This is a genomic window from Steroidobacter flavus (assembly GCF_042651805.1).
GTDB lineage: Bacteria > Pseudomonadota > Gammaproteobacteria > Steroidobacterales > Steroidobacteraceae > Steroidobacter > Steroidobacter flavus.
The window spans coordinates 2,059,040-2,077,714 of the sequence record NZ_JBHSDU010000003.1; the positions used below are offsets into that span (position 1 = coordinate 2,059,040).

An 18,675-nucleotide genomic window follows, 5' to 3' on the forward strand; every position below is an offset into this window, starting at 1 on the left:
TTCAAATGCACGCTCGCCGGCGCACCGTCAGAACCAGCTGCTCGACTAGAAAATAAACAGCGCACGCGACGGGGCCGAGCAGCAGCACCGTCAGGGCCAGGAAAAAGCCGCCATCCTCGAGTGCATCCAAGGCGGATCCGTACAGATAGGGCAGGGCGACCAGCAAGCCGCACAGAATGAGCGGAATGACGATGGCGTTGGGCAGAGCACGTTCCTGCTCATTTCGAAACGCCGCTCCCCACAGCCCGACGACCCCCAGCAGCGCCAGCGCTGCCACCACCGCGAACCAAATAACCAGCTCCGCAAAGAAGCTCGAGAGCGGCATGGCCACGAGAGTCAACAGAAGAAACAGCAGGATCGCCGGTATCACGCCGACAAAAAACATTACAGCGGCACGCAGCGCCCAGCGATGACGACGAAGGTCCATGCAGCCTGGATGCTACGACGGCAAAGGTGACGAGTCCATGTTACGTAAGCTTTCGCTCAGTTCGCAGGCTTCATCCCGGTCACTGCTTGGTGTAAGTATCCAACCCGGATGCAGACAGCTAGCGGCTCGCAAAAAGCGCAGCCACCAACACGATCAAAACAAAATTAACAGCGTGAAGCAAAACCGACGCCACGAGCATCGGCGCTCGTATCGTGAAACTTGGCTTTCGAAACAAGGCGGACACGCCGGTTTGCAGTAGCAGGACCGGCACGTGCCAGGCGGCCCAGATTCGAAAAAAGACGACGCTCCACCACGGCCCGTGATCGAAGGGGTTGCCGCTGAAACCCTGGCGCGCCAGCATCCAGAAGCGGGCTTGCCAGAGAATCAGAAAGAACACCTCCGCAGCAGCGAGTCGCGGCGCCATCTCCGAGGCGCTGGTCATCATTGAGTTCAAATCGATCCCCGCCGCCGGACCGCGGTTTCGCCGCGACCGGATGCATCGAGTCAAACACACCGCTGAATCTTGTTATGCGCCGACTATACCGGCGAGCGTCTCGCCGGGTGCCGTATTTGAGCTATACGCCGGGATTATTCTAGGAATATGTCAGCTGCGCTACTTGAAGCCGTGATCCCGCGCCAGCACCGCCGCCTGCGTGCGCGATTCAACGTCGAGCTTCTCGAAAATCCGCGACACGATGTTTCGAATGGTCTTCTCGCTGAGATGCAGATGAGTCGCGATCTGTGCGTTGCTCTGGCCGGCCGCCAGACCGCCTAGCACGTCGCGTTCCCGAGGCGAGAGCTCGCCGAAACGATCGCCGTTATTTTCCAAGGGCCGGCCATTGCCGCCGCGCCCGGTGAATTCCAGCACGGTTTGTTTGAATGCCGTCCAGGCCGGCTCGTGCTCGAGCAACACATGGTTGCGCGATTCAAGCTGCACGAATTCCGCATTGGGGATTTCAGCCGCCAGTTCGCGGCTGGCGCTCATCGGCGTGACCTGATCCTCGACCGGATGAATGACCAGCGTCGGCACCTGCAATTGCGGCAGTAACTCGCGAACGTCGACTTCCGAACGGGCCAGCATCAAATGCGCGGCGATGTCAGGTGTGGTCGTCCGACGGCAAAGCTCGTTGAACCAATCCAGCTGCTCCACACTGGCGCCCGGGGCGAAGCGCGCAGTAAACACCTGACGAAAGGCGACGGTGTCCGTGCCCCAGCCGAGGCGGATCAATTCAACAATCGCTTGAAAGCGCCGCAAGCCCTCCGGATCGCCCCGCTTCGCCCACCCAGTCGCGTAACCGCCATACAGAATCAGATGAGATACGCGCTCCGGATGCCGGACGGCATACGCGATACAAGCGGACGCGCCTTGGGAAATCCCAAGTAACGTCATCGGCTCCTCGCATTGGGCGCCATCGATGACCGCTTCGAGATCGTCGATCCAACGCGGCAGCGACACCTCCGGCACTTCCCACTGCGACATGCCGCAGCCGCGCTCGTCGTAGCGGATGAACCGGAAGTGCTCGGCGAAGAACTCAATCCAGTGACGCCAGACGGGACTTTCCAGATCGTATTGGAGGTGGGTGAGCCAGTTCGCCGCCTTGACCAGGGGCGCGCCGCTACCGGTCGAGGCCCATGCGAGACGAGCGCCGTCACTGGACGTCACGTAGCGGATGGACTGACGAATCGTGTGTTGCCCCATACGCGCCTTCTTGCCGGCCGGGACAAATGTCCCCGCCGCTGATCGGATCATGCCCGTGATCGGGACATCCTTCATCTGTTTCGCGGCGACCGGCCGGCCGATGCTACCCGCCATCGAAACAACCCTCGGAGGTCTTATGAAACGGACCCTGGTTCTGCTGTACGGCGTGGTGTGTTACGCCGTGTTCTTCGCAACGTTCCTGTATGCAGTTGCCTTCCTGGGCAATTTCGCCATCGGCAATCCGATCGACGCGGTGCCTGCGACCGGCGTCGGCCGAGCCATCGCCATAAACATCGCATTGCTCGCCGTCTTCGCGCTTCAACACAGCATCATGGCGCGTCCGGCGTTCAAGCGATGGTGGACGCAATTCGTGCCCGCCGCAGCTGAACGAAGTACCTATGTGCTGTTCTCCAGCCTGGCCCTGATTCTGTTGTTCTGGCTGTGGCAGCCCATTGGGGCCGTGATCTGGCAGGTCAACAGCCCGCTCGGTCAGACCGTGCTGTATGCCGGGTTTGCAGCCGGCTGGATTCTGCTGTTGCTCTCGACGTTTCTAATCAACCATTTCGATCTGTTCGGATTGCGTCAGTCCTGGCTGTATTTTCGCGGCCGTCCGTACACGGAGATCGCGTTTCGCACGCCCAGTCTCTATAAGGTCGTGCGTCATCCGCTGTATGTGGGCTGGTTGCTCACGTTCTGGTGCACGCCGACGATGACGGCGGCTCATTTGTTGTTTGCTGTGATGACGACCGCATACATCTTGATCGCGATTCAGTTCGAAGAGCGCGATCTCACGCGTGCCTTCCCCGAATACGAGAGCTATCGACGCAAAGTGCCGGCGCTCATTCCGTTCACCAAGGGGCGCCGGGCGGCCGGTCTCGCGGGCAGCGTCAGACACTCGTGAGTTCCCATGAGATGCAGGCGCACGAAGCGTCATTCGCACGAGCCTGGATCGAGGCGATCGGCGATCCAGGTCTTGGCGATCAACGGCGGGTCACCACGACCACCAGCGATCCCACGACTTCTTCTTCGCTACCACCGACTGACGGCCGAAATCGGTGAAGGGAAAAATCGATCTCGCCTTCAGGTGCTGCACGATCTCCGCCGACTGGCCGCGCAGGCACCACTTCAATTCCTCTTCCGTGATTCCAATGCAGAGCAGGACGCCTGCTTTCCGGCCCTCGATCTCGAACCGACCGTATTCTTCGAATAGTAGGGCCGCAATGCCCGAGCCGTCCGGTGCGATGGGACCGATGTCCATCGTCTCGCCCGGCTCGAGCGGCGTTTCGAGCGTGTGATACGCGAGGCGACTGATCAGATTCGATCCCCAGGTTTCGGCGCTTCGATGGCAGATCGCCAACTCATAGTTGCCCAGGCTCGACCGGGCCTGGCCGTCGGTGCCGATCAATTCCGCCGTGACGCTGAGGACGCCGGGCGCATGATTGCGAAAGTACAGGACGTCAGCCGCGCCCCCCTCGTCGGCACCGAAAGAAAACGGCACGGGCGAGTGGCCGACGGCGCTGTCCGCCTTGCCATACATTCTCTCGAGTGCACGCAAGCGCGCATTCCACCAGTACTGGTGCTCGTCCATGTCCCGAGAAGTCACGGTGTTCATCAGCAGTGCGCCCGCTCGCGCCGTTATCGGCGTTTGTTCTTGGGGCGAAGTGTAACGCGAATGAACGCCGATTCAGTCAGAGGCCGTCGCGTACTCGCATGAGCGCGAAGCCCAGCAGATTGAGGCCGAGCCACGAGTTCGGGTTCTTTGCCCGCTCGTCGTCCTGGGCCAGGCCGATGCCCCAGATCCTGTCGACTGGACTGGCTTCGACCAGGACGCGAGAACCGGTGTTCTTTAGAAACTGCCGCAGCTCGAGATTCTGCGAGAACTTCGCTTCGTTGGCACGCACGACGATGTCGAACCGTTTCTCCATCCACACGGTTTCATCGAAGCCTCGCACTTGCCGGCCAAGCGCCTTGGCGGCGCCGGGATTCGACGCGCGGAGTACCTTTGCTCTGGTTGCCTGATCGCCGAAGAGGGCGGCTTTCTCCGCCATCATGAAATGCTCTGCCGTCGGATAGCGCTGGCCGTCGACGGTGAATGCAGCTTCGTACCATTGGCTGAAGCAGGTGGCCGTCACTTCCTTCTTGCTGGTCTTGTGGCCCCAGAAGAAAAGAAACTTCATTTCCTCGCCCGCGCTGAAACGGGACCGCAGGTTTTCGACGTGCTGCGTATCGCTGGCCACGATCTATGCTTCCGCAAGTAAGCGATCGGTGGTGGTGACCGTCGCGTATTCGCCGTCGAGGTTGGCGAGCGCCATCGCGTGCACCTCGTCCGCGGTTCGCTTCGTCCCGTGATAGTCGATCTTATCGAACGCAAAGGTCGCATCAGCCACCACCTGCGTTTGAAACCCAAGATTGCCCGCGGTTCGCGCTGTCGCCTCAACCGAATTGTTCGTGCTCACGCCAACGATCACCAGCTGGCTAATCCCTCGCACGCGAAGCCATCGCTCAAGTCCGGTGTTGATGAGCGCATCCGGCACATTCTTCTCCACGACATGCTCGCTCGGCAGCGGCGCCAACTGCTCCTGAAACTCCACGCCCGCCTGCCCCGGCCAGAACGGCGAGCCCACGCTTCTGGAAATATGCCGAACAAACACCACCGTCCCGCCCGCCTTGCGCCAGGCATTCAGCAAACTCGCAATATTCCGCTCGGCATTCGGATTGTTACGCGGCCCCGCCGCCGGACTCGCCATGCCTTTCTGCATGTCGATGATGAGGAGCGTTGGTAGCGTCGTATTCATGGACTGGTGGCCGCGAGCGTCGAGATTGGACTCTTGAGACTGGCACAAAGAGTGTAGATCATCTTTTACCTCCCCAAGGAACAAGTCCATGATCGATGAGCTGCTTCCCCACGTTGAGACTGTCCAGGCGGAAGGTGCGGTCGTGCTTCTCAAATGGGATGGGCAGCGACTGACGAATCGATATACCGTACTGATTTCCCGACATTCGAGTGACTTTGTATTTCATCGTGATACCGATGATATGGCAGCGACGCTGCGAGAAGCCTTACTCGTCTACCGGGAGGCACACCCTACGAGCTAGGATGCGCCCATGAAACTCGGCTTCGAACACACCTACGCCACACTCCCGCCTCGATTTTACGCACGCGTTGAGCCGGCGAAGGTTACGGCGCCGGAGACGGTGATATTCAATCGTGAGCTGGCCGCTGAGCTGCGATTCGACCCCAACATGGACGATCGCCAGGTCGCGGCATTGTTCTCCGGCAACGAGCTGGCGGAGGATTCGACGCCGATTGCAATGGCGTACGCCGGCCATCAGTTCGGAGGGTTCGTGCCCCAGCTGGGGGACGGGCGAGCCATTCTTCTCGGGGAGATTCGCGACAACCGCGGCATTCTTCGCGACGTTCAACTGAAAGGCTCAGGGCGCACGCCGTTCTCGCGCGGCGGCGATGGTCGGGCGGCGATCGGGCCGATGCTTCGAGAGTATTTGATCAGCGAGGCAATGCACGCCTTACGAATTCCCACCACGCGATCGCTCGCCGTCGTGACGACGGGTGAGCAGGTGTATCGAACAGAAATATTGCCCGGCGCAGTGCTAACGCGCGTCGCCGCCAGCCACCTCCGAGTCGGAACGTTTCAATACTTCGCCGCGCGCGGGGATCAGGAAGCTCTGAAAGAACTGTTGGACTATGTGATCAATCGTCACTATCCAGAGGCGCGAAACGCCGACGTACCCGCACTGGCGGTCCTCAAAGCCATCACCGCGCGCCAAGCAGCGCTGATCGCCGATTGGATGCGTGTGGGTTTCATTCATGGTGTCATGAACACAGACAACATGGCGCTGTCAGGCGAAACCATTGACTATGGCCCGTGCGCCTTCATGGATCGATACGATCCACAAACCGTCTTCAGCTCCATCGACCTCGGCGGTCGATATTCCTATACGAACCAGCCCGGCATCGCGCAATGGAATCTGGCGCGACTGGCCGAAACATTACTTCCGCTGATCGACACCGACGAAGCGAAGTCCGTCGAGCTGGCGACCGGAGTCATCGAAGGCTTCGTGGAACAGTTCGAAACGGCATTCCTCGCTCACATGCGAAGGAAGATCGGGCTCGTGTCCGCAGAAGACGGCGACGCCGATCTGATATCGCTGCTCCTGGCAGCCATGCAAAAGGCCCAGGCCGATTTCACCCTGACCTTCAGCGCACTCTCGAGAGCCGCTGAAACCCAGAGCGCAGACGCCGCCCTCCACGAATTGTTCGCGACGTCCGCCGATGTAGATGGCTGGCTCCAAGCCTGGCGCGCACGATTGGTTCTAGATCCGCAGTCCCCAGCGGAGCGCGCGGAAACAATGCGCCTCGCCAACCCAGAATTCGTTCCTCGCAACCATCGCGTCGAGGCAGCGTTACAAGCGGCAACGGCGGGCGACATGCAACCGTTCAATCGATTGCTGGCAATTATCCAGCGCCCGTACGATCGGCAGCCGGACGCCGCCGAGTACACTCAGCCGGCGCCAGCGTCAGACGAGAAATACAAAACCTTCTGCGGGACTTGAGACGCGGTCAGGCCGCGTCTTGCGCCGGAACCGATTCCGAGCTCGAGCGAGCGGCGGCCGACTTCGACATCGCATCGTTGCTCCGACGGCTGCGCTCAGCCTGGCCAAGGAGTTCGAGAGCCGCGGGGGCGTCTTCGTCGCCGGCAAAGGATGCCAGACCAAGGTTGAGGCGAATGCCGCTGGCGGCCGAGCTCAGGCCCCAATGGACGAACGCATTACGAATCGTTTGTTCCATCGCGCTGACTTCGTTCGGTCCGCTCTCGGGCATGACGACCACGAGGCGACAGGTATTCGCAGGAGCGGGCAGGCGCACGACCCAATCGAGCTTTGGCCGCATGGCATCGTGTGAAGCGGCGAGCAGCGTGTCCGAAACCGTTCCGGTCGTGCTGTGTTGATGGAACGCGGCGGCGTCGGCCGCGTCGAGGCCGATGCTCAGCAACTGCAATGTTTTCTTGGAGCGTCCCGCCTGGACGATCTCCGCACGCAACCGGCCCACCAGATGACGTGCAGTGTGCGCGCCATTCTCCAGATCGACCGTAGCAGGCTCATGCGCGCGGCCCGTCTTTGAAGACTGGCGACGGCGAATCGCGGTCACGCCCGCTTGCACCCGACCGACCAGCTCGCTGAGCGAGTTCTGGCGCATCAGATACTGATCCACGCCCATGCAATAGCCCTGCTCTTGAAACCGGACGTCGGCGACGTCGGTGAGCATGATGATGTAGACAGGTGCCAGCGACAGAATGCGCAGGCGAGCCACGAATTCGATTCCGTCGACCGCCGGCACCGCGCTGTCGGTGACCACGACGGGGAACCACTCGCGAGCAAACATCGTGAGCGCTTCGACGCCGTCGGCAGCAGCCGCGACTTCGAAGCCTTGCAGCTTCAGCAGCGCGGACGCCGACTCGCGCATGCCTTCATCGGCATCCACGATCAGGACGCGGCGCGGCGGCGAAAAATCAGGCGAGGCGCTCATGTTGACGACGTTGTTATGTGAGATGAGGGTACGGTACTCCCCCGGGCCGTCCGAGCGTTAATTCGCTTGCCGTTTCTGTGAGACGGCTCCCGCTCCGGGTGCGAAGTAGCGCACAAATCGCGCTCGCCGCAACGCTCAGGCCGCGAGCGAAGGGCGATGCTCAAATGTTTGTTCCGTCTCGAAGGCTGTTGCATGTCCGTGCACCGGTTGATTGCCCACGTCGAATACGCCAACGGCGGCGCTCAGCTCCTCGCCGCGTTCCTTGAGGTTGCCGGCGGTGGCGGCCATGGAGCGCACCAGCTCGCCGTTGCTCTGGGTCATTGCGTCCATCTTCTGCAATGACTGATCGACCTGTTGCAGCCCGCCCGTTTCGTGAGCGAACGAAGCCTGCAGCTTGTCCATGATGCTCGCGATGCCCCGCACGCCCGCGACCAGCTCGGTCATCGTCGCGCCAGCCTCGTCGACCAGCGTGCTGCCGGCGTTGACGTTGTCGACGGAGTTTTCGATGAGCTGCTTGATCTCTTTCGCGGCGGTGGCGCTGCGCTGAGCGAGACTGCGCACTTCCGAAGCCACGACAGCGAAGCCGCGGCCATGTTCGCCGGCACGCGCCGCTTCGACCGCCGCGTTCAACGCGAGCAGGTTGGTTTGGAAGGCGATCTCGTCGATGACACTGATGATGTCCACGATCTTGCGCGACGAGCCGCTGATCTCGCCCATGGTCGTCACGACGCGTGACACGACATCGCCGCCTTTGGCTGCGACTGTGACCGCCGAATCCACCAGCCGATTCGCCTCGCGAGCCTGCTCCGCGTTACGAGCGACGATGTCGCCCAGCTGTCGCACGGCGTTGCCCGTTTCGGACAACGCTTCGATCTGAGTTCGGTTGCGATCGGCGAGTTCTTCGCTGTCGCTCGCGCTTTCACGCGCGGCAGTGGCGACGAGCTGCGTGCCATTGGTCAGTGCAGCGATGGTGTCGCGCAAACGAGTGATCACGTCGGTCAACGCACGGCCAGCAGTGCTGACGGCCACGTCGTCGGCCTCACGCAGATCGATCGTTCCCTGACGATCCATGCCTTCCACGAGCCGCTGCAGTTCCGCCGCTTGCAGACTTTCGGCGCGTAACAAATGCGCGAGGTAGGAAAGGACCACAGTCTCCGCAATCACGTACGACGCATGCGTCAACACGATGCCGAAGCTCGGCTTGGTGAAGCACATCACGCCGTAGCCCAGCTCCTGAAAATAATAGAACGACACGTGATGGACCGCCGCGACGCCAGCCGCCATGACGATGGGCCGCCAGTCGCGATAGCAGAGCAGGAACGCGAGCAGCACGAAGATGCTGAAGTGCAGTTCGGTCAAGCCATAGGCCTGATGAATATTCAGCGCGGCGAACACCATCAGCGAGATCGCCACGCTCATGCGGGTCAGCACCGAGCCGGGATAGATAAAGGCGAACGCGGCCGGGATCAGCGCGGCGGGCACACCGACCAGGAATGCCCAGTGCCAGGTGTCGTACTTGGAAGCCAGCGCGAAGGTGAGGATCAACAAACCGGCGAGCACGCCGACCATCAGGCGGTCGGCGCGGACGTGAGTGTCATGCATCGCGGAGCGGGGCGGGACGGCTGTCATCGCGGATACGCAGACCAACAAATGTTAATCCCTATGTCGGTCCGGCCCGAGCCAGGTTGAGGGTCAAACCTGCGGGTTTTCCCCAGTCGATCACGACGTGCTTCTCAGAACTCACCGTTGAGGCCACTGCCTAGGGGCCCGGATGACTGCGCAACGCCGGTGCATGCTGCCGCACTCATATCCTTATAACTTGATCCAGTTCACAGTAAACCTACTCTGCGGCATGGCGCGGCTGGTCCCGCGCTGACCTGGCCTTCCCCTCAAGAGGAGTCAATCCCATGCCGGCCCGCCGTTCCCTGCTGCTCACGAGCAGCGTTGTTGCCTGCCTGATCGCTGCGCAAACCGTCTCCGCCCAGACCGCCGAGCCGGCCAAGTCGGCGGGCGATGAAATTCTGGATTACGTGATCGTCACGGGCTCGCAAGTGTCGCTGCCGCCCGATTACGCCGGCGGCCAGGTGGCGCGCGGCGGACGCGTCGGTTTGTTCGGCAACCTCGACGTCATGGATACGCCATTCAACAGCACCAACTTTACCGCCGAATTCATGCGCAACCTGCAGGCGCGCAGCGTCGCGGACGTCGTGCAGAGCGATCCCGGCGTGCGAGTCGCTCGTGGCTTCGGCAACTTCCAGGAGCTCTATGTCGTCCGCGGTTTCCCCGTGTACTCCGACGACATGGGCTACAACGGCTTGTATGGCTTGCTGCCGCGTCAGTATGTCGCTGCTGAATTTCTGGAGCGCGTCGAAGTATTCCGGGGCGCCAACAGCTTCCTCAACGGTGCCGCGCCGAACGGCAGCGGCGTCGGCGGCTCGTTCAATCTCGTGCCGAAGCGCGCCCCCGATCAGGATCTGAATCGCGTGACCTTGGGCTATGAGAACGCCGGCCAGGGCTATGCCGCTGCCGATTTCGGTCGCCGCTTCGGGGGCGACGACAGCTTCGGTATTCGCGCCAACGCCGTGCGTCGCGACGGTGAAATGTCGGTCGAAGATCAGGAGCGTCAGCTCACGATGTTCTCGCTGGGCATGGACTATCGTGGCGAGAAGGCGCGCTTCTCGGCCGACTTCGGCTGGCAGGATCACAACATCGATGCGCCTCGCCCGAGCGTGACGCCGTCGACCACCGCCATTCCACGCGTGCCGGATGCGTCGAAGAACTATGCGCAGAACTGGACGTACAGCGGCGAGAAGGATTTCTTCGGCGTAGCGCGTGGCGAATTCGACATCACTGACAACATCGATGTTTGGGCCGCCGTGGGTCTGCGCGACAGCGAAGAGCACAACGCGCTCGCGAACCCGACGTTCAGCCCGACGGCCGCCTTGCCGAATCGCATCACCACGTACCTGTTCGAGAACTATCGCGAAGATCTGGTGCTCACGGGCGATACCGGCATTCGTTTCGAATTCGATACCGGTCCGGTCGGTCATCGCATCAGCGTGTCCGGCTCGTACTTCGATCTGGATTCGAAGAATGCCTATGTCATGGCGCTGCCGACCACCAGCATCGTCACCGATCTGGTCAATCCGGTGCAGGTCCCGCTCCCGGCCGGCACGTTCTTCGGCGGCACGATCTCCAATCCGCGCACGACTACTGAGATCACGACGAAGAGCATCGCGGCTGCCGACACGCTGTCGTTCGCCGACGATCGCCTGTTGGTGACGCTGGGTGCGCGCTACCAGGTCATGGAGCAGCACACCTTCAACTACAACACCGGCGCCGAGAATTGCTCGACGCCGCCGCCGGGCGGCACGCCCACTTGCGGCTATGACAAGAATGTCGTGACACCGGTCGGTGCGGTCGTGTTCAAGATCGCGGATCAATTCTCGCTGTACGCGAACTACGCCGAAGGCCTGCTGCAGGGAACGCAGGTGTCGACCACCATCAGCACGCCGAGCGGTGTGGTGACGCCCATCAACGGTGGCCAGGCGCTGGATCCGTTCGTATCGACCCAGTACGAAGTGGGCGCCAAATACGATGGCGGTACGATCGGCGGCACGTTGTCACTGTTCCGCGTGAATCAGCCGAGTGCGATTCTTGCCGGCAATGTGGTGCGCGATGATGGTGAGCAGCTCAATCAAGGCATTGAGTTCAGCGTGTACGGCCAGGCGGCGGACAGCGTGCGTGTGCTCGGCGGCGTGACCTATCTCGACACCGAGTACCGCAAGACTCAGTTCGGCGTGAACGAAGGCAACACCGTCATCGGCGTGCCCGAAGTTCAGGCGAATGCCGGGGTCGAGTGGGATGTGCCGAAGCTGACCGGCCTGAGCGTCGACGGTCGCGTCGTCTACACCAGTTCGCAGGAAGCGAATGCGGCGAACACGCTGAGCATCCCGTCGTGGACTCGTCTTGATCTGGGGGCGCGCTACCAGTGGATGCTGGATACCACCAAGACGCTGACGTTCCGCGCCCGCGTCGATAACGTCACCGACAAGAATTTCTGGGCCTCGGTAGGTGGCTCGGCCGGGTCCAACTACCTGGTGCTCAGCTCGCCGCGCACGTTCGTGATCTCGGCGTCGCTCGACTTCTAACTTCGATGCCCCGCGGCCGCCGTGCCTGGCGGCGGCCGCTTCTCTCCCGGCGCGAGCGCGCCCACAATACGGCTCGGTTTATTCGCTAGCGGACGTTGCGCATGAAAGAGCCTGTGAAGGCTGCAGCCCTGGGTTTCTGCCTGGCATTGCTGGCGCTCGCGGCGCCGGCGCATGAAGATGAAATGATGTTTCCCATGCTCGCCCGGGGCATGGTGTCCGAAGCGGGCGCCGCATCCAATCTGGTCCGCCCGCGACAGCCAGCAGGTCAAACGTTGCCGCTGAAGTCGACGCGGCAAATCAAATTCGATACCGATGAAGGCACGTGGTTGTCCGTCGATGTGGCGCCGGTCAGCAATCGTATCGTGTTCGATCTGCTCGGTGACATTTACACCTTGGATGCCGCCGGCGGCAAAGCCACCGCGATCTCGCGCGGCATGGCATTCGACACTCAACCGACTTATTCACCCGATGGCGCGTGGATCGCGTTCGTCAGTGACCGCTCGGGCGCAGAAAATGTTTGGGTCATGCGACCGGACGGCTCCGATGCTCGCCAGATCAGTCTGGGCGGCGACGATAGCGTGCTCGTATCACCGGCATGGAGTGCCGATGGCAAGTCGATCTATGTGAGTCGTTTCTTGTGGAGCGCTGACAGCTATCAGCTGTGGCGCTATGACCTGGACGGCACCGAAACATTGATCGTGCCGATCAAGGCGCCGGGCCAGCCGCGCGATAAAGGCCAGAGCTCACTCGGCGTCGCGGCCTCACCGGACGGAAAATACATTTACTTCGCTCGCCGCAACGGGACCTCGGACGATCACAAGGTCAGCGACTGGTCGCTGGTTCGTCGTGAGATCGAGAGCGGCACCGAAACGGTCCTCGTGCCGACAGCGGCGGGGCGCGGTCGTGCAACCGGCGCGTATTTCCGACCGGCACTCTCTCCGGACGGAAAGCTGTTGGCCTACGCCACGCGCTTCGAAGGTCAGACCGGTCTGCGCTTGCGCAATCTGGAAACCAACGAAGATCGCTGGCTGGCCTTCCCGATCGAGCACGATCAGATTCATGCGCAGAGCTGGCAGGACCTCGTGCCGCGCTATGCGTTCACTCGCGACGGTCGCGCGGTCATTCTCAGCCGCAACGGCAAGCTGGAGAAACGACCGATCGATGGCGGCGCGGGCACGGCGATTCCATTCACTGCGACCGTGGATGTCGAGCTGGGCCCGTTGACGCGCGTCGCCGTGAAACAAGAAACCGGCCCGGTGCGTGCGCGACTGATACAAACGCCGGAGCAATCGCCCGACGGTCAGCAGCTGGCGTTCTCGTCGCTCGGACATGTGTACGTCATGCCGCTCCGACACGGCGCGAAACCGAAGCGCCTGACGTCCACCGAGATGCCGGAGTTTCATCCGAGCTGGTCGCCCGATGGCAAGCACCTCGTCTTCATCACCTGGACTGCGAAACAAGCCGGCCAGGTGTGGACCGTCGACGCGAGCGGCGGGACGCCGCGACAACTCACCACCGTCGCGGGCTATTACTCACATCCGGTCTTCACGCCCGATGGCAACTCGGTGCTGGTCGTGAGATCGGAGAACGAGGCGCGCTTGCGCAGCTCGATGGAATTCGGTCAGCACGTTCGAGATGCCACGCTGGTCTCGCTGCCCGTGGCAGGAGGCGTCGAGAAGGTCGTTGCGACCGGAACGTTCGGCGGCAAGCCGCATTTCTCGGCCAGCCCGAATCGGGTGTATGTGAGACAGGCCGCGGGCCTGAGCAGCATCGATCTCGCCAGCGGCGAGATCAAACCCGCAGTGGATGTGCAGGGGCCCAACTGGTACTTCGCCGAGAGTCTTGCGCAGGTGGATGACAGCCGATTGAGCCCTGACGGCAAGTGGGTGCTGGCGATCATTGCTCAACAAGCTCACATCCTCGCCGCGCCGAAGCCGGGCGAGACGGTCGACTTGTTGAAGCCTGGTCGCGAACATCGTCGTATCACCGACGTCGGCGCGGATTTCATCGACTGGTCTCACGACGGCAAGAGCGTCACCTGGTCGGTGGGCTCGACGTTCTATCGACGCGCGCTCGCCGATATCAAACTCAATCCCGCCAACAGCCCGAGCTGGAACGCCGATGTCCCCAAGCGAGGCGTCGATTCGTTTCAAGCCGTCGTCGAGGTGCCGCGCGATGATCCTCGTGGCAGCTTGGTGCTACGTGGGGCGCGTGTGATCACGATGCGTGATTCGGAAGTGATCGAGAATGCGGATGTGTGGGTTCGCGACGGGCGCATCGCTGCCGTTGGCCCGAACGGCTCGCTGAAATTTCCGGCGAACACCGATGTTCGCGATGTCACCGGCAAGACCATCTTGCCGGGATTCATCGACGTTCACGATCACGTGGCCGACATCCGCCGCGATGTGATTGCGATGGAGAGCTGGGGCCTGCGCGCACGCCTGGCTTATGGCGTCACGACTGCGTTCGATCCTTCGACGCTCAGCATCGATATGTTTGCTTATCAGGATCTGGGCGATGCCGGAATTCTGGTGGGCTCGCGCGTGCCGAGCACCGGCACCGCGATGTTCTCGTTCAATCGGCTCTCCTCGGTCGATGAGGCGCGTGCGTTGCTGACCCGGTACCGCGATCACTACCGTACCCGCAACGTGAAGCAATATCTGATCGGCAATCGTCAGCAACGCCAATGGCTGATCCAGGCCGCGAAAGAAGTGGTCGTGATGCCGACGACCGAAGGCTCGCTGTCGCTGAAGCTCGATCTGACACAAATCATGGATGGGTACTCCGGCAGCGAGCACGCGTTGCCGACGCCGCTTTATAACGACGTCATTCAATTCGTGGCACGCAGTGGCACGAGTTACGACGCAACGTTACAAATCAAAAACGGCGGCCCGGGGGCGCAGGACAACTTCGTCATTCGCGATCGGCCCTTCATGGATGCGAAGTACCGCCGATTCCGGCCGTACTACATCGCGGCTCAGCAGGCGCTGTCCCGTGAATGGGTCGAGCCGTCCACGATGCTTTACCCCCGCATCGGCGGCGATGTGGCTCGCATTCAGCGCGCCGGCGGCGTCACGGCGATCGGCTCGCATGGTGAGATCCAAGGCCCGGGGTTCCATTGGGAGCTGGAGGCGCATGTGGAAGGCGGCATGACGCCGCTCGAAGCGCTCCGCGCCGGCACCCTCGGGGGCGCGCAGGCGATCGGTCGGGTCGCTGAATTCGGCAGCCTCGAGCCGGGCAAGTTCGCGGACCTGGTCGTGCTCAATACCGACCCGCGGCAGGATATCCGCCGGACTCGAGATATCGCGCTGGTCATGAAAAACGGCCGGTTATATGAGGCCGCCACCCTGGATGAGCTGTGGCCCCGGCCGCGCCCGCTGGAAGCGCCCTGGTTCGCCACGGAGGGCCCGCCGGCCGCCGAGGAGTAGAGAATCAGTCCCTGGCGGCCATCGTTGCAACTCCCGATAATGCGGCTCTGATCCGGCCGCTTCGGCCTGCAACCCATTCAGTCGCCATGCCCCTGTCCATCGTCATCCTGGCCGCCGGCCAGGGCAAACGCATGAAATCGGACCTGCCCAAGGTCCTGCAGCCCCTGGCCGCCCGCCCCATCCTGTCGCATGTCCTGGACACCGCGAAACAACTGAAGGCTGATGCCATTCATATCGTGTATGGCCACGGCGGCGAACAGGTGCAGAAGGCGCTGGCGGCCGAGCCCGTCAGTTGGGTGTTGCAGGCGGAACAGCTCGGTACTGGCCATGCGGTTGCGCAGGCGATGCCGTCCATCCCGGACGATCACGATGTCCTCATACTGTACGGCGATGTGCCACTGGTTCGTCAGCCGACCTTGCAAACATTGCTCGAGCAATGCAATGCCAAGGCCATGGGCGTGCTCACCGTCGTGCTCGCCGATCCGACTGGTTATGGCCGCGTCGTTCGCGATAACGCCGGCAACGTCGTGCGCATCGTCGAGCAGAAGGATGCGAACACCAAAGAGCGCGCCATCAACGAGATCAACACCGGTCTCATGGCCGTGCCCGCGGCGTCCTTGCGCAAGTGGCTCGCCGAGCTGAAGAACGACAACGCGCAGGGCGAGTATTACCTCACCGATATCATCGTGATGGCCGTGCGTGCCGGCATGAAGGTCAACGCGGTGATCGCGCCGACGGAAATGGAAGTGCTCGGTGTGAACGACAAAGTGCAGCTGGCCCAGCTCGAAGGCGCGCTGCGCGCCGAGCGGGCCCGTGAATTGATGATCAATGGCGTGACGCTGGCCGATCCCGCGCGCATCGATATTCGCGGCAAAGTCACTGTCGGCCGCGATGTTTTCATCGACGTGAACGCGGTGCTCGTCGGCGACGTCCAGCTCGGCGATCGCGTGCGCATCGGACCGAATTGCTATTTGAAGGATTGCCGCATCGACGCCGACACGGAGATTCATCCGAACTGTGTCATCGATCGCGCCGTCGTCGGGCCGCGCAATGTCATCGGTCCGTTCGCCCGCCTGCGACCGGAGAGCGTCCTGCACGGCGACGTGCACATCGGCAACTTTGTCGAAGTGAAAAAGAGCGAGATCGGTCAGGGCAGCAAGGCCAATCACCTGACCTACCTGGGCGACGCCAGCGTCGGTAGCAATGTCAACGTCGGCGCCGGCACGGTCACCGTGAATTATGACGGCGTGAATAAACACCGCACCGAGATCGGCGACGGCGCGTTCGTCGGCTCCGGCTCCATGCTGATCGCCCCGATCAAGATCGGCCCGAACGCCAACACCGGCGCCGGCTCGACCCTGAGCAAGGACGCCCCCGAGGGCAAGCTCACCCTGGCCCGCGCCCGCCAGGTGACCATCGACGGCTGGAAGCGCCCCCAGAAAAAGGCGAAAGAATAGGCCAGCGGCCTTAAGGTCGGTTCCCGGCCGGCTCTCGAGCTGTGAGACTTTCCGCAGCCCCAGGGAACCCCGGTCGGCTACACTCTCTTTTTATAAACCAGCGGCTAAAACGGACCCTATTCCCATGTGTGGCATCGTCGGTGCGATTGCGGATCGCAACATCGTTCCCATCCTCATCGAAGGCCTGCGGCGCCTGGAATATCGAGGGTATGACTCGGCCGGTCTGGCCATTCTGAACGGCACCGGCCACCTGCGCCGGCTCCGCACTGTCGGCAAAGTTCGTAAGCTCCAGGACGCCCTTGCCGAGACCCCGGTCGACGGCCACCTGGGCATCGCGCACACCCGTTGGGCGACCCATGGCGTGCCGTCCGAGCGCAACGCGCACCCGCATATCTCGCGGGACGGCATCGCCATCGTTCACAACGGCATCATCGAGAACCACGAAGAGCTGCGTGAGGAGCTGACCAAACTCGGCTATCAGTTCACCTCCGAGACCGACACCGAAGTGATCGCGCACCGCATTCACTTCCACAAGCAGAAGCTCGGCGACATTTTTCGCGCCGTGCGCGCCACGGTTGCTGAATTGGAAGGCGCCTATGCGCTGGCCGTCGTTTCCGAAGATGCGCCGGACAGCATGATCCTGGCTCGCGCCGGTTGCCCGGTCGTGATCGGCGTCGGCAACAACGAACATTTCGTCGCTTCCGACGTCGCGGCGTTGCTGCCCGTGACGCGCAAGTTCATCTTCCTCGATGAAGGCGATGTCGCCGAGATCCGCCGCACCGGCGTGCGCATCCTCGATCACGAAGGAAACAATGCCCAGCGCGAAGTGCGCGAAAGCCAGCTGTCCGCCGACGCGGCCGAGAAGGGCGAGTTCGCGCACTACATGCTCAAGGAAATTCACGAGCAGCCTCGTGCTATCGCGCAGACGCTGGAAGAGCGTGTCGCCGGCGGCAAGCTGCTCGAAGCCGCGTTCGGCCCGCTCGCAACCGAAGTGTTCCGTCGTTGCGAAGCCGTGCAGATCGTTGCGTGCGGCACGAGCTATCACGCCGGCGCGGTGGCCAAGTACTACATCGAGCAGATCGCGCGTCTGCCTTGCTGGGTCGAGATTGCGAGCGAATATCGCTATCGCAGCCCGGTCGTGCCCAAGAACACGTTGTTTGTTTCCATCTCGCAGTCGGGCGAGACCGCCGACACACTGGCCGCGCTGCGCATGGCCAAGCAGTCCGGCTATCTCTCGACCTTGTCGATTTGTAACGTTCCGGAAAGCTCGCTGGTGCGCGAGTCCGAGCTGGTGCTGCTGACTCGTGCCGGCCCGGAAATCGGTGTCGCTTCGACCAAGGCCTTCACGACGCAGCTGTGCGCGCTCGGCATGCTGGTCATCGCGCTCGCCAAATTCCACGGCACCGATCCGGAGCGCGAGCGCGGCCTCGTGCAACGCCTGATCGAAATCCCGAGCCTGATCGAGAAGACCCTGCACCTCGACGAGACCATCAAGAAGCTCGCCGAACGCTTTGCCGACAAGCATCACGCGTTGTTCCTCGGTCGCGGTCAGATGCACCCGATCGCAATGGAAGGCGCGCTGAAGCTCAAAGAGATTTCATACATCCACGCCGAAGCCTATCCCGCCGGCGAGCTCAAGCATGGCCCGCTCGCACTGGTCGACGCGGATATGCCGGTGATCGCCGTGGCTCCGAACAACGATCTGCTGGAAAAGCTGAAATCCAATCTGCAGGAAGTGCGGGCGCGTGGCGGCGAGTTGTATGTCTTCGCCGACCCGGACTCCGGCTTCCAGCCCTCCGAAGGCGTCACCGTCATCACCATGCCCAAGCACGTCAGCCACTTCCAGGCGTCCGCTGTTTACACCGTGCCGCTGCAGTTGCTGGCGTATCACTGCGCCATCCTCAAGGGCACGGACGTGGATCAGCCCCGGAATCTGGCGAAGTCGGTGACGGTGGAATAGTTCCGCAC

At 62.1% G+C, this 18,675-nt stretch carries 14 protein-coding genes; 6 read left to right on the forward strand and 8 right to left on the reverse strand.

The features are described from left to right. Position 1 precedes the first annotated feature (1 nt). From ACFPN2_RS14445 to ACFPN2_RS14455, 3 genes are all read right to left on the reverse strand, one after another. Positions 2–427, reverse strand: a complete 426-nt coding sequence (locus tag ACFPN2_RS14445; protein ID WP_380597661.1) for a hypothetical protein — start codon at positions 425–427, stop codon at positions 2–4. Between the two features lie 118 nt (positions 428–545). Beyond that, positions 546–872 (reverse strand): hypothetical protein, encoded by a 327-nt coding sequence (locus ACFPN2_RS14450; protein WP_380597662.1) that lies wholly within the window; start codon positions 870–872, stop codon positions 546–548. A gap of 168 nt (positions 873–1,040) precedes the next feature. Then, a complete protein-coding gene (locus tag ACFPN2_RS14455; RefSeq protein WP_380597664.1) occupies positions 1,041–2,240 on the reverse strand; it encodes an alpha/beta fold hydrolase in 1,200 nt (399 codons plus the stop codon). 22 nt (positions 2,241–2,262) lie between these two features. Here ACFPN2_RS14455 and mddA point away from each other — a divergent pair, with 22 nt between their 5' ends. Then, on the forward strand, positions 2,263–3,027 hold the full coding sequence (mddA, locus tag ACFPN2_RS14460) for a methanethiol S-methyltransferase (protein WP_380597666.1): 765 nt from the start codon (positions 2,263–2,265) through the stop codon (positions 3,025–3,027). A 90-nt stretch (positions 3,028–3,117) separates the two neighbouring features. On the opposite strand, the gene ACFPN2_RS14465 is transcribed toward mddA, so the two are convergent. The 3 genes from ACFPN2_RS14465 to ACFPN2_RS14475 form a co-directional block, all read right to left on the reverse strand. After that, complete coding sequence (locus ACFPN2_RS14465) at positions 3,118–3,738, reverse strand: suppressor of fused domain protein (RefSeq protein WP_380597668.1); 621 nt, start codon at positions 3,736–3,738, stop codon at positions 3,118–3,120. Between the two features lie 76 nt (positions 3,739–3,814). Beyond that, the gene (locus ACFPN2_RS14470; protein ID WP_380600129.1) at positions 3,815–4,303 is read right to left on the reverse strand and encodes an NADAR family protein; all 489 of its coding nucleotides are present in this window, start codon (positions 4,301–4,303) and stop codon (positions 3,815–3,817) included. Between the two features lie 63 nt (positions 4,304–4,366). Further along, positions 4,367–4,921: a cysteine hydrolase family protein gene (locus ACFPN2_RS14475; RefSeq protein ID WP_380600131.1), complete on the reverse strand. Its 555-nt coding sequence runs from the start codon at positions 4,919–4,921 to the stop codon at positions 4,367–4,369. A 310-nt stretch (positions 4,922–5,231) separates the two neighbouring features. Between ACFPN2_RS14475 and ACFPN2_RS14480 the strand changes: the two genes are divergently transcribed. After that, the gene (locus ACFPN2_RS14480) at positions 5,232–6,698 is read left to right on the forward strand and encodes a protein adenylyltransferase SelO (protein WP_380597670.1); all 1,467 of its coding nucleotides are present in this window, start codon (positions 5,232–5,234) and stop codon (positions 6,696–6,698) included. A gap of 7 nt (positions 6,699–6,705) precedes the next feature. On the opposite strand, the gene ACFPN2_RS14485 is transcribed toward ACFPN2_RS14480, so the two are convergent. Both ACFPN2_RS14485 and ACFPN2_RS14490 read right to left on the reverse strand, forming a co-directional pair. Continuing rightward, positions 6,706–7,671, reverse strand: a complete 966-nt coding sequence (locus ACFPN2_RS14485; protein WP_380597672.1) for a PleD family two-component system response regulator — start codon at positions 7,669–7,671, stop codon at positions 6,706–6,708. A 135-nt stretch (positions 7,672–7,806) separates the two neighbouring features. Next, positions 7,807–9,300, reverse strand: coding sequence for a methyl-accepting chemotaxis protein (locus tag ACFPN2_RS14490; protein ID WP_380597674.1), 1,494 nt, complete (start codon positions 9,298–9,300; stop codon positions 7,807–7,809). 278 nt (positions 9,301–9,578) lie between these two features. Between ACFPN2_RS14490 and ACFPN2_RS14495 the strand changes: the two genes are divergently transcribed. The 4 genes from ACFPN2_RS14495 (at position 9,579) to glmS (ending at position 18,667) form a co-directional block, all read left to right on the forward strand. Continuing rightward, entirely contained in the window at positions 9,579–11,822 is a 2,244-nt protein-coding gene (locus ACFPN2_RS14495) for a TonB-dependent receptor (RefSeq protein WP_380597676.1), read from the forward strand. Positions 11,823–11,923: 101 nt separating this feature from the next. Beyond that, positions 11,924–15,250 (forward strand): amidohydrolase family protein, encoded by a 3,327-nt coding sequence (locus tag ACFPN2_RS14500; RefSeq protein WP_380597678.1) that lies wholly within the window; start codon positions 11,924–11,926, stop codon positions 15,248–15,250. An 86-nt stretch (positions 15,251–15,336) separates the two neighbouring features. Continuing rightward, positions 15,337–16,707, forward strand: a complete 1,371-nt coding sequence (gene glmU, locus ACFPN2_RS14505) for a bifunctional UDP-N-acetylglucosamine diphosphorylase/glucosamine-1-phosphate N-acetyltransferase GlmU (RefSeq protein WP_380597680.1) — start codon at positions 15,337–15,339, stop codon at positions 16,705–16,707. 124 nt (positions 16,708–16,831) lie between these two features. Beyond that, positions 16,832–18,667: a glutamine--fructose-6-phosphate transaminase (isomerizing) gene (gene glmS, locus ACFPN2_RS14510; protein ID WP_380597682.1), complete on the forward strand. Its 1,836-nt coding sequence runs from the start codon at positions 16,832–16,834 to the stop codon at positions 18,665–18,667. Positions 18,668–18,675: the final 8 nt, after the last annotated feature.

Bases quoted from the DNA above. Each gene is read 5' to 3' on its own strand.
- ACFPN2_RS14445 (WP_380597661.1), bottom strand. From the start codon at position 427: ATGGACCTTCGTCGTCATCGCTGGGCGCTGCGTGCCGCTGTAATGTTT.
- ACFPN2_RS14450 (WP_380597662.1), bottom strand. From the start codon at position 872: ATGATGACCAGCGCCTCGGAGATGGCGCCGCGACTCGCTGCTGCGGAG.
- ACFPN2_RS14455 (WP_380597664.1), bottom strand. From the start codon at position 2,240: ATGGCGGGTAGCATCGGCCGGCCGGTCGCCGCGAAACAGATGAAGGAT.
- mddA (WP_380597666.1), top strand. From the start codon at position 2,263: ATGAAACGGACCCTGGTTCTGCTGTACGGCGTGGTGTGTTACGCCGTG.
- ACFPN2_RS14465 (WP_380597668.1), bottom strand. From the start codon at position 3,738: ATGAACACCGTGACTTCTCGGGACATGGACGAGCACCAGTACTGGTGG.
- ACFPN2_RS14470 (WP_380600129.1), bottom strand. From the start codon at position 4,303: ATGAAGTTTCTTTTCTTCTGGGGCCACAAGACCAGCAAGAAGGAAGTG.
- ACFPN2_RS14475 (WP_380600131.1), bottom strand. From the start codon at position 4,921: ATGAATACGACGCTACCAACGCTCCTCATCATCGACATGCAGAAAGGC.
- ACFPN2_RS14480 (WP_380597670.1), top strand. From the start codon at position 5,232: ATGAAACTCGGCTTCGAACACACCTACGCCACACTCCCGCCTCGATTT.
- ACFPN2_RS14485 (WP_380597672.1), bottom strand. From the start codon at position 7,671: ATGAGCGCCTCGCCTGATTTTTCGCCGCCGCGCCGCGTCCTGATCGTG.
- ACFPN2_RS14490 (WP_380597674.1), bottom strand. From the start codon at position 9,300: ATGACAGCCGTCCCGCCCCGCTCCGCGATGCATGACACTCACGTCCGC.
- ACFPN2_RS14495 (WP_380597676.1), top strand. From the start codon at position 9,579: ATGCCGGCCCGCCGTTCCCTGCTGCTCACGAGCAGCGTTGTTGCCTGC.
- ACFPN2_RS14500 (WP_380597678.1), top strand. From the start codon at position 11,924: ATGAAAGAGCCTGTGAAGGCTGCAGCCCTGGGTTTCTGCCTGGCATTG.
- glmU (WP_380597680.1), top strand. From the start codon at position 15,337: ATGCCCCTGTCCATCGTCATCCTGGCCGCCGGCCAGGGCAAACGCATG.
- glmS (WP_380597682.1), top strand. From the start codon at position 16,832: ATGTGTGGCATCGTCGGTGCGATTGCGGATCGCAACATCGTTCCCATC.